This window comes from Acetoanaerobium pronyense (genome assembly GCF_017874355.1).
GTDB classification, from domain to species: domain Bacteria; phylum Bacillota; class Clostridia; order Peptostreptococcales; family Filifactoraceae; genus Acetoanaerobium; species Acetoanaerobium pronyense.
Genome location: NZ_JAGGLI010000051.1, coordinates 1 through 12,151, shown reverse-complemented (window position 1 = coordinate 12,151; position 12,151 = coordinate 1). Strand labels below are relative to the sequence as shown.

The 12,151-nt window shown below is 30.8% G+C and carries 8 protein-coding genes; 6 read left to right on the top strand and 2 right to left on the bottom strand.

Translation table 11 applies throughout. The features are described from left to right. Positions 1-189 precede the first annotated feature (189 nt). A complete protein-coding gene (locus tag J2Z35_RS13975) occupies positions 190-1,254 on the bottom strand; it encodes a glycoside hydrolase family 16 protein (protein WP_209662019.1) in 1,065 nt (354 codons plus the stop codon). Positions 1,255-1,472: 218 nt separating this feature from the next. Here J2Z35_RS13975 and J2Z35_RS13970 point away from each other — a divergent pair, with 218 nt between their 5' ends. From J2Z35_RS13970 to J2Z35_RS13945, 6 genes are all read left to right on the top strand, one after another. Next, the gene (locus tag J2Z35_RS13970) at positions 1,473-4,700 is read left to right on the top strand and encodes a glycoside hydrolase 5 family protein (protein WP_209662018.1); all 3,228 of its coding nucleotides are present in this window, start codon (positions 1,473-1,475) and stop codon (positions 4,698-4,700) included. Positions 4,701-4,765: 65 nt separating this feature from the next. Then, positions 4,766-5,575, top strand: a complete 810-nt coding sequence (locus J2Z35_RS13965; protein WP_209662017.1) for a response regulator transcription factor — start codon at positions 4,766-4,768, stop codon at positions 5,573-5,575. A gap of 110 nt (positions 5,576-5,685) precedes the next feature. After that, positions 5,686-6,726, top strand: coding sequence for a HEAT repeat domain-containing protein (locus J2Z35_RS13960; RefSeq protein ID WP_209662016.1), 1,041 nt, complete (start codon positions 5,686-5,688; stop codon positions 6,724-6,726). A 161-nt stretch (positions 6,727-6,887) separates the two neighbouring features. Beyond that, positions 6,888-8,132 carry a glycosyltransferase family 2 protein gene (locus J2Z35_RS13955; protein WP_245330925.1) on the top strand — a complete coding sequence of 415 codons (1,245 nt, stop codon included), beginning with the start codon at positions 6,888-6,890 and terminating at the stop codon, positions 8,130-8,132. 143 nt (positions 8,133-8,275) lie between these two features. Further along, the gene (locus J2Z35_RS13950) at positions 8,276-9,313 is read left to right on the top strand and encodes a S66 family peptidase (protein ID WP_209662014.1); all 1,038 of its coding nucleotides are present in this window, start codon (positions 8,276-8,278) and stop codon (positions 9,311-9,313) included. Between the two features lie 26 nt (positions 9,314-9,339). Continuing rightward, positions 9,340-10,260 carry a DMT family transporter gene (locus J2Z35_RS13945; RefSeq protein WP_209662013.1) on the top strand — a complete coding sequence of 307 codons (921 nt, stop codon included), beginning with the start codon at positions 9,340-9,342 and terminating at the stop codon, positions 10,258-10,260. A 77-nt stretch (positions 10,261-10,337) separates the two neighbouring features. Here the strand turns inward: J2Z35_RS13945 and J2Z35_RS13940 are convergent. Further along, on the bottom strand, positions 10,338-12,151 hold a 1,814-nt coding region (locus tag J2Z35_RS13940), incomplete at its 5' end, for a putative bifunctional diguanylate cyclase/phosphodiesterase (protein WP_209662012.1).

Genomic DNA, 12,151 nt, shown 5'->3' with positions numbered 1-12,151 from the left:
AAGAGGAATTTCAAATTATTAGGTGTAAAATGGAATTTAAAGAAATCTTGTTAACATTTTAGAGGGGAAAAGGACCACTTTTTCACTGGTCCCGAAATGTCCCCTTGTTGCTCTTGCCACTTCAAGCTCTGATGGATGAAGTAGGCCTGAGTAATGGTTAGCTCAATTTCTGAACTCTAAACATGAAATTTAGTAACGAATCCAATCTATTAACAAAAATTTATCCTCAGAGGGAGCTAAACCTTCTAGCCATCTAGGATACCAGGTGTTTATAATTAGATGCATTGGTTCATGAGAGAAACCATCAATAAATCTCTCCATAAGTTGATCATTAACATAAAAAGCAACCTCATTTGGAAAATAGTCTATTCTATATCTATTAAAATCAGAAGTAGGATCAAATTCAATTTGGTAAACTGTTTCATGATAGGCATCACCATTATAATAAGTTGTGAATAATATATTCCCGTCTCTCTCATTAAAAATTTCTATATCTATTTCGTGATAAAAATCAGGAGATTTATATAGAAAAAAACCAGTTATTGAAGATGGAGCATCAGGGAGCTTCATATTAATTTCATAGGAACCATAATGAAACATATCAATACTTTGTAATTCTCCTCCATCAAAAGTATTAGCAGGAAGTTTTATAGCCAATTGATTGTCTTTAATTTCTAAATTATCTGGATTAAGCTTTGTCCTCCCAAGAATTCCTTTCCTAGAAAACCAAATTTCATTATCCAACGAATCAAAATTCTCTATATGATTGTAAAAGTGAAATGCATTATTTACTCTAAATTCAGTCAAACGATTTGAAGGCTCAGATACTGGAGATGAATCCCATAATGAAAAAACTGCTTTATAGGGTCCTGAAACCATATCCTTTAATTGAAAATCAAGAATTTTCAAAGATATGGTTACTTTATTAGAGCCTTTAGAAAGGCTAACTTCTTTTACAGGAAAATCAATCCACTTGTTGAGAGGGCTTAATACGCTGTAGCCTAAAAAAATAGAGTCAGTTTCATGACCTAGATTTTGTATTTCTAATTCAATATCAAAAAAATCATCGCAAAAAAAGACATCTTTTGAATACTCTATTTTTGAAAAAAAAATTGATCCCTCATCATCTGAAAAAATTTGGTAATTGTTATTTTCAAGCTTCGAAAAATCATTAATAACTGTTAATAACAAAAACGAAACTAAAGCAAAAAAAACCATAGAAAGAAAAACTTTAAAAATATTTTTATGAGACATATTTCACCTAATTTCTTTTAATAAAAAATCATATACTTAATATTAAAAATACCCTATAGAGTAAACTGAAAACATTCCACTAGAGGTTATAATGAATAAATTGTATACTATATGGTTATAAGTTTAACTAACAAACATGAATGAAGATACAATTATATGAAAAATAGATTATAATGAAATATAAGCAGAATTAAATTGATTTTTAGGAGGCATACAATTTGAAAAGCAAAACTTTTATAGCTTTTTTTGCATTTTTAATAATTCTTTTAATAACACCGTTTTTTATTTGGCATATGTCCTTGGAGAAAGAGTTGAATGCTCTGATTATAGATAAAACAGTGCCAGATAATACGTATAGAGAACATAAAGGAATAACTTGGGCTTTAAACTACAATAAATATGTAAAAAAAGATAGAAATATTTATGATATAGAAGAAGATTATGTAGGTTTTGTTCCTTTAAAAGGAAATGATTATGAAATTCGTCATATTGAAGAAAATTTACATGATGATATTGATTTGATTTACATTGCAGATACCTATGGGGTATATGAAGATGAGTTTTTAAGGGAAAATTTTAGAGGAGAAAGATCCAACCTTATTTATGGTGGAATTACTTCCAATGAAATAAAAGAAATCAAAAAAACTATATATAAAAATCAAATTCCTCTAATTGCAGAGTTCAATAGCTTTGCATCACCTACAGATATGGAAGCAAGAAATGAGCTGACTAGCTTATTGGGTATAAAATGGAGTGGATGGATAGGTCGTTATTTTGATGAATTAGACCCAGAAAAAAATGAAGAGATACCTTTATGGATGGTAGAAAATTATAAAGAACAATATGGTAATGATTGGGCATTTGAAAAAGGTGGAATAGTACTTATAAGAGACGACGATTATATATTAGTACTAGAAGAAAACAATGACTTTGTGGGAAAGGGAATTAAGTTTAGTCTTACAGATAAAGGAGAAGATTTTTTTGAAACAAAAATAACATCAAACTACAATTACTGGTTTGATATTGTTTTAGAAGAAGAAGCTGATTCGCTGGCAGAATATAGTATAGCCATTACGGATAAGGGATCTAATAGACTTAAAGAGTATAGTATTCCATCTATATTTCCAGCAGTTACAAAGTCAAGCTATTACGGCATGCCTATTTATTATTTTGCAGGTGATTATGCTGACATAGAAAATCTACCATCTTTTTATGAATATGCGGGATTAGATAAAATCACAAGATATTTAACTATGATTCAAAAAGATATGGGAAAAAATTTTTATTACCGTGCCTATCTTCCAATGATGGAAAAAATCTTTGATGAAACATATAAAAATAAAGAAGCAAAAGAAATTAAAGTTCTAAAAGAATTTGAAGAGAATGATATTTTATATAGTAGCAGGATAAAAGAAAATTCTTTTGAAATATATATTGAAGAAGAATGGAAAGAAACTTTGATTAAAGGTGTAAACATGGGGATGGCAAAGCCTGGTAGATGGCCAGGAGAAGCAGGAATTTCATTTGAGGAATATTATAGGTGGATGATACAAATAGCAGATATGGGGGCAAATACAATAAGGGTATACACAATACACCCACCAGAATTTTATCAAGCTCTTTGGCTTCATAACCAAAATTCTTCAAATCCACTTTACGTCATCCATGGGATATGGATAGAGGAAGAGGGTTTAGAAGAAACATTAGATGCTTTTGACGAAAAAAACATAATTCCTTTCGAAAAAGAAATGAAAGATGTAGTGGATGTAATACATGGAAATGCCATTATAGAAGAAAAAGTTGGTCATGCCCATGGTGAATATATCTTTGATGTATCACCATATATTAGTGGATGGATACTAGGGATAGAGTGGTATCCGTTAATGGTAGAAAACACAAATAACTTATACAGAGATATTCCGGAATTTAAAGGTGATTATTTTTATACTGAAAATGCAGAGGCATTTGAAAAATGGCTAGCTGCAAGAATGGATTTTATTGTTTCGTATGAAACTGAAAATTACAAAAAACAAAGACCTATTAGTTTTACAAACTGGCCAACTACAGATTTGTTGGATCATCCAGCAGAGCCTTCAGAAGAAGAGGATTTAGTTGGAATAAATCCAAACAATATTTATACAAAAGAAGATTTTAAAGCTGGATATTTTGCAAGTTATCATGTATACCCTTATTATCCAGATTTTATGAATTACGAAGAAAGATATGTGAACTTTATAGACCATAGAGGTGAAAAAAATAATTACGCTGGATATCTAAAAGACTTGATTGATGTTCATAATATGCCTGTTATAATTGCGGAATTTGGTGTTCCATCTTCAAGAGGAAAAACCCATGAAAATCCTTTTGGATGGAATCAAGGAAAAATAAGAGAAAATGAACAAGGGGAAATTGGAGTAAGGCTTTTCGAAGATATGATTCAGCAAGGTGCAGCAGGAGGAATTCTATTTACTTGGCAGGATGAATGGTTCAAAAGAACATGGAATACTATGGAACTAGATAATCCAGATAGAAGACCATACTGGTCTAATGTTCAAACCAATGAACAAAGATTTGGACTTTTAAGTTTTGAAACCAATAAAAAGCCATTAGATGGGAATAAAGACAAATGGATTGAGAAATATCTGCTTTATGAAAAAGAAGAAGGGGAAATAAAGTCTTTTTATATGGATAATGACGAAGCGTACCTTTATTTTATGGTTGAGTATAATACTGAAAAAATTAATTTAGAAGATACTGACTTTTATATATTCTTAAATACCATAAAAAATCAAGGAAATAAAACAATACCTTTTGTTAACGACCTATCATTTAAAGAAGGAATTGATTTTACTATACAAATAAGTTCTGAAGAAGAAAATAGTAGAGTTTGGGTTGATAGTTATTATGACCCTTTTTATTATCAATATGGATATGAAATAAAATATTTAGATTCTAATGAAAAAATAGAAAAAAATAGTGGATATTTTAATCCCATTTACTATGCTTTATTAAAACCTGTGACAATACCATCAACTGGGGAAAAAATCCCGTTTAGCTATTATGAAACAGGAAGTCTAAAAAATGGAAATGGGAATCCTGAGTCTAAAGATTATGATTCTTTAGCAGATTACTACATTGATAAAGAGTCTGGAGTTTTAGAAATTAGAATACCTTGGCTATTGCTTAATTTTAAAGATCCAAGTCAAAAAGAAATACTTGGTGAATTATGGAGTGCTGGACTGAAGTCAAGGGAAATCATTAACGCAGTAGATGTAAGCCTTGGAATCAGTAAAAGTGGAGATATGCTTGATATAATCCCATCAAAAATAGGAACTGAAACTAGGGAAATGATATCTTTTACTTGGGAAAATTGGGAAGTTCCTAGTTATAAAGAAAGATTAAAAGAATCATATTATATTTTTCAAAAGTTTTTTATTTCTAAGTGAAGGGTTTGAAGATATCTATATCTTTCAGAAAAATAATTAATTGCTAATAGGAGAGAGGTTTTATAATGGATGAAAAAGCATTGGAAAAAATCATTGAAAGTAGTAGATATGAGTTTTTAATTGAGAGAAAAGAAGAGATTAATTCAGTTTTAACAAGTCTTTTAAGATATATTACAAATGGAAGAAAAGAAGATTTTGAAGTAATATATAAGTTTTTTCACATATTAAAAGGGGCATCTGGAATATTAAACGAGAACCAACTTTCTGAAATTGCATTAAATATGCAAGAAATTTTAGATGAAAAAGAATCGGAGTCTTTTTTAGATGACCAGACAATAATAATTTTAGTAAAAAACTTAGGTGAAGTATTAAATTTAATAAATCAAAGTCTTGAAAAACATGGAGATAAAAATATATTATTAGCTGAACTTCAAAATAATGATTTAGAAAATAGTAAAGAAGGACAGACTAAACCTCATATGGAAGGTGAAAAAAAGAGAGATTTAAAGCAAAAGAAAATATTAGTAGTAGATGATGTAGCCCTTATAGTAAATTTAATTAAAACCAGACTTTCTTATCTAGATTATGAAATAGAGCATGCTAAAGACGGAGAGGAAGCTTTGGAAAAAATATCTTTATTTAAACCAGATCTTGTTCTTTTAGACATTATGCTACCTAAGCTAACTGGAATAGAAGTATTAAAACGAATGAAACAAGAAGAATCATTAAAGGGTACTAAAGTAATAATGCTTTCTGCAAAAAGCAAAGATAAAGATGTGCTTGATAGCATCAGAATAGGAGCAAATGATTTTATTACAAAGCCATTTTCTCTTGAAGTTCTAGAAGAAAAAATAAAATTAATTTTACAAAACTAAAGAAAATAGGTGCTATGATGTTAATAAAAAATTATATAGTGCATTTGTTTTTATTTATGCTTTTTGTGAATATTTTTCTATTTATATTTCTACTTTCAAGAAAAATATATATGAAAAAATTAATTGAAAAAAAAGAAGTTATAGAAAAAAAATATGAGGACAACATCATGGAATATTTAACAAATCATGAAAGTTCTCAATTGATTATTCCTAAAAGTAAATTAGAAAAAAAAGTTATAAAAGAATTACTTTTAAAGTATAGTAATTTTTTGTCTGGAAATACAAAAGAACTGTTAGATAGTTTTATAGGAAAAGAAGAAATAAAAATTGATATAAACAAAAATATGAGAAGTAAAAATCCTTGGAAAAATAGAATAGGAACATACCAAATAGGAGAGTTTGGCTTCACTGAATATGCAGATACTTTGCTAAAACAACTAGATACAGAAGATAGAGAGTTGCTATATATTACTGCCAGAGCATTAATAAAATTAGAAGGAAAAACTCACTTGAAAGATATTTTAGATAAAATATCAATAAATGATAAAATGAAAAAAAATAATATTTTGACATTGGTAGAGATGATTGATGATGACATTAGGGATGTATTAGATGAAATAATGAAAGAGGAAAACTCCTTGCTAAATACATTGGGGTTAGAGCTTTATGGAGAAAGGCAGTATATGGAAGGTATTGAATGGATTAATAAAATGATTTTTAGTCCTGAAAAAGAAGTTAGAATTGCAGTTTTAAAAGCAGCTCATAAACTTGGTGATGTAGGAGATGAAGAATATCTAAAAAAAATACTATCCTTAGAAGTAGATAAAGAATGGGAAGTAAGGGCTTTTCTTGCAAAATTTCTAATAAATGTGAAAAATACGGAAGCTATAAATTCTTTAATTCGGTTAATTAAAGATCAAAACTGGCTTGTAAGATACAATGCAGCTAATTCACTGGGAAATCAAGGTGAGAGAGGTCTAAACGCTTTAATAAATCTCCTAAATTCAGAAGATAAATTTGCAAGAGATAAGGCAAAAGAAATGATAGAGAAAGAAATCATTTTTCATAAACTTTTTTCTAATTTAGATGAATCCTTAAAAAATAAATTATTATATGAACTAAAAATTGATATGAGTGGAGGTGAAGAATGATATTGGATTATAGTTTTTGGATTGATTTCATAATTAAATTTAACTACTTTATACTTTATTATTTAATTATAGTTAATTTAATATATACTTTACTTTTTATATTATCAATAGGAGCTCTTTATATACACAGGCAAAAAAACAAATATTGGTCCTATGACGATATGATGGTATCAAGTTACACTCCACCATTATCCATTATCGTGCCTTGCTACAATGAAGCTGAGACTATAACCGACAATATAAAAGCATTATTAAGCTTAGAATATAGTGAATTTGAGCTGGTTATAGTAAATGATGGCTCTAAAGATGACACTTTGGAGATAATAAAAAAAGAGTTTGGATTTAAAAAAATAGATATGCCCTACAAACATCAAATTAAAACAAAAGAAGTGAAAAACATATACTTATCTACAACAATTGACAACATAATACTATTAGATAAAGAAAATGGTGGAAAGGCAGATGCATTAAATGCGGGGATAAATATGGCAAATTATCCTCTTATAACAGCAATAGATGCTGATTCAATCATTGAAAGAAATTCTCTTGTTAAGGTAGTAAGGCCTTTTGTTGAAGATCCGAGTGTAATTATATCAGGAGGAGTAGTCAGACCAGTTAATGATGTAGTTATAGACAAGGGTTTCATAGAGAAAATAAAGTTAGGTGAAAAAGCTTTAGTAAGATTCCAAATTGTGGAATATTTAAGAGCGTTTTTATTTGGAAGAATAGGTTGGGGAACGATAAATTGTTTAATGATTATATCAGGAGCTTTTGGAGTTTTTAATAAAAAAATAGTAATAGACGCAGGAGGATATTCAGAAGATACCATTGGTGAAGATATGGAATTAGTTGTTAAGATACATAGAAAAATGAAGGAAAACAAAAAGAAGTATAGAATTGTTTTTGTACCTGATCCTGTTTGTTGGACACAGGTTCCAGAGGATTTAAAAACACTGAAAAATCAAAGAAAAAGATGGCATAAAGGGTTAATGGACGCTATGCTAAACCATACTAAAATGCTATTAAATCCCAGATACGGTTTGGTTGGGATAATTGCTATGCCATATTATTTTTTTATAGAAATGTTAGGTCCTGTTATAGAAATAGTAGGATATATTTCATTTATTTTATCTTTTTGGTTTGGAATAATAAGCTTTGAGTTTGCTCTTGCTTTTTTTGGTTTTGCTGTAGTATATGGAGTTTTTCTTTCAAGTGGTGCAATTTTACTAGATGAATACAATTTCAAAAAATATGATGGTGTTAAAGATTATCTTGTATTAATGATTTACAGTGTTCTGGAAAATTTTGGATACAGACAAATGACTACTTGGTGGAGATTTGTATCTTTTTGGCAATACAGAAGAAATAAAAATAAATGGGGAGAAATGAAAAGAAAGTCATTTTAAGACGAGGGGACGAAGACGAGGGGACGGACGAAGACGAGGGGACGTATCTATCGTCCCAATTCAAGCTCTTAAAAGTATGCAGCAGTTTTATAAGAAAGACTAGTGGGACAATAGATACGTCCCCGTGTCGGGAGGGGGAAATTATGATTAGGCCAAAGAGATTGAAAAAAGGTGATAAGGTTGCCATGGTTAGTTTGTCTTGGGGAGGAATAGGAGACAAGGATTTAATCCATAAGTATTATATTGCAAAGGAAAGACTTGAAAATGATTTTGGACTTGAGGTAGTTCCTATGCCCCATTCACTTAAAGGTACGGATTTTGTATATGAAAATCCGAAGTTAAGAGCTAAAGACCTTATGGATGCATTTAAAGATCCGTCTATTTCTGGGATTTTTTGCGCTATTGGTGGAGATGATAGCATCAGAACACTTCCTTATATCGACTTTGATGTAATCAAAAACAATCCCAAGATATTTATGGGATATTCAGACACTACAGTAGGACATCTAATGATGTATAAGGCAGGACTCACATCTTTTTATGGTCCTAGCATTATGTGCGAGTTTGGAGAATATGTATCCATGTTTGAATATACCAGAGATTCTGTGAAGGGTATTTTATTTAATGATACAAAGGGATATGAGATTAAGCCAAGCCCGTACTGGTCTGATGATTTTGTAGATTGGAAGGAAGAAAATATTAATATAGGAAAGACTTTAAAAGAAGATAATAAAGGATATGAAGTACTCCAAGGGGAAGGAAAAGTACAGGGACATCTTCTTGGAGGATGCCTTGATGTATTTATGATGTGTATAGGAACCAGCATTTGGCCTTCGATTGATAAATGGGAAGGTGCAATTTTATTTTTAGAAACAAGTGAGGAAAAACCATCTCCTGATTTCTTTAAGTATACCCTTAGAAACCTTGCGGCCCAAGGAATACTAAGTGTGATAAAAGGAATAATAGTAGGCAAGCCTCAGCAAGAAGTATATTACGAAGAGTATAAGGAAGTTATAGAAAAGGTACTAGTAAAAGAAGAAAGCCTAAAGGATTTGCCAGTTTTTTATAATGTGAATTTTGGTCATGCTTTTCCAATAGGAATTATTCCTTATGGAGTGAGTACTGAGCTTGATTGCAGTAACAAAACAATTACTCTTTTAGAGAGTGCAACAGAAGAATAAAAATACTGGGTAGAGGAAGGATAAAAATGAATACTTTAACAAAAAAGCAAAGGCAGTATTTATCAGATTTAAGTCTTTTGTTTGTGGCGGCAGTGTGGGGAGGGGGATTTGTAGCTGTAAAAGATGCATTAAACAGTATAACTCCAATGATGCTTATGTCAATGAGATTTACAATGGCTACAATCTTTGTTTATGCTTTTTTACATAGACGAATTGGAAAGGTTAGCAAAGAGGATTTTAAAAAAGGGTTTGTTGTAGGATTTATACTTTTCTTAGCCTTTGCTTCCCAAACATTTGGGCTTCAATTTACAACCGCATCAAAGCAAGGCTTTTTAACTGCTACATATGTTGTTATGGTACCTCTTATATACTGGATGCTTTATAAAAAAATGCCTGGAAGAAGAGCTTTTATAGGAAGTTTTTTTACTATAGCAGGAATTGCCCTTATAAGCTTTGAAGATATAGCAAACTTTTCACTTAATTTAGGGGATGGATTGACTCTTCTTTGTGCTCTATTTTTTGCGGCCCATATTATTTCGATAGAATACTTTGCAAAGGATATGAATGTATTTAAACTTGCATTTGTGCAGATTGCAGTTGCAGCAGTACTTTTTACTGTAACAGCCTTTGTGACAGAGCCTATTCCTTCAGAGGTTACAACAAGGACATGGGGAGCACTCCTTTATATGTCAATGTTTTCCACTTTTTTATGTTTTACAGTCCAAACTGTTGCTCAAAAATACACCACTTCATCTCATGCTTCCATAATCATGTCTTTGGAGGCGGTATTTGCGGCGGCATTTGGTATTTTGCTTCTTAACGAGCATCTAACCCCTCTGATGATAGTAGGATGTGCCCTTATTTTTGCGGCTATCCTTATTGTTGAGCTAGGGGCAAATTCAAATAAAGAGATAGATCATATACAGGAAGAACCATCTGTGCTTTAAAGCACGAAAAAAGGCGGTAATATTATTTCCGCCTTTTTCGTAACTATTAATCAGTTTAATCTTATAAAAGTGAAAAATCAATCAAGGTGCATGGATTCGAACTCATGAGGAGGTACAGGTCTTCCATATATATAGCCCTGCACTTCATCACATTCAAGATGCTTTAATAATTCAAGTTGGTTAGGTTCTTCTACCCCTTCTGCAATAGTCTTTAAACCCATACCCTTGGCCATCATGATTATGGCTTTAACTATAAGGAGGGTATTCTTATCATCATCGATATTGTCTATAAGTTCTTTTGCTATTTTTAGTCTATCAATATCAAATCTTTTAATATAGCTTAATGATGAGTATCCTGTTCCAAAATCGTCTATTGAAATATTAACTCCAATACTCGCTAGACCTGATAGTACCTCTTCCATAGACACCTGAGTACTCATAGCTACGTGTTCAGTTATTTCAAAATCAACCCATTCAGGATTTATTTCCTTATAGTGGATAGTCTCTCTCATTTTGTTTACGAAATCTGTGTTTTCTATTTGAAGAGGAGACACATTAATCCCTATCCTCAAATCTAGATTATACTTTTCGTTCCAATACTTAATTTGATTTAAAGCTTTTTCAACCACCCATTCACCTAATTTAAATATAAAACCCGTTTCCTCGGCAATAGGTATAAACTCTCCAGGAGAAATAAATCCTTCTGAGGGGCTAATCCATCTAAGAAGAGCTTCTGCTCCCACTAGTTTCTTATCTGTAATCCTAAACTGAGGCTGAAAATAGAGCTGAAATTCTTTATTAAAATCAGCGTTTTTTAGCATTACCTCTAGCTTATGTTTCCTTTGGATTTTTTCACTCAAAGTACTATCAAAGAAAAAATATCTCTGGCATGCTTTAGACTGCTTTGCAAAATACATGGCAAGATCTGAATACTTTAAGATAGACTCTGCATCTTGCGCATCTTGAGGAAACCTTGCAACACCTATACTAATGCTTACGCTAAAGGTATATGGAGGTAGAAGTATAGGTTTTTCTACAATATAAAGGAGCTCATCTATAAACTCTTTTAACTTTTCTTCATTTTCATAGTCCTGAGCTATAATAATGAACTCATCTCCGCCTATTCTATAAATCATATAGTTATGTTTTTCGCAGTGCTCTTTGAATCTATGACTTACGCTAAGAAGCACTTTGTCGCCTGTCTCATGTCCATGAAAATCATTTATAGCCTTGAATCTATCCATATCCATATAAAGAAGAGCAAAACTTTTACATAAATCTTCGTCTATTAGTGTGTGCAATTCCTTGAAAAAAAATCTTCTATTATAAAGGCCTGTGAGATTATCTTTATTTGAGATATCTTCAAGGGTTTTGTTAGCCTTTATCAGTTCTTGGGTCTTTTCATCTACAGCTCTCTCAAGGTATTTGCTGATATTAAGCTCTTTTTTTAAAAGAAAATCTGTCTTTATGGACATCTGAATATATTTATTTAAAAATTTGTTTACAGCTATTATCACTAAAACCATTAGGAAATTATATATTCCGATTACGGGGATGAAAAATGCTGTGATAGATATAAAAGCTACTGTATGAATATTTTTTTTATCTCCATAATTATATGGAAGGGTATCTTCATCTATGCCATCTGATGGATGATTAAGATATTCGAAAAACGGCTGAGATTTTGAAAAATAAACACCTAAGGCAAATAAACTTACAACTAGTGTATAGCTTACATCTATCCATGTATTAGCTACATATAAATTGTTGATATCCAAATAGATAAAATATAAGTTACTAAAACTTCGCACATGAAATTCTATATATGAATCTTGAAAATTCAATAATAATTGACAATAAAAAAGCATGAAACCATCTGGTTTTGGTATAA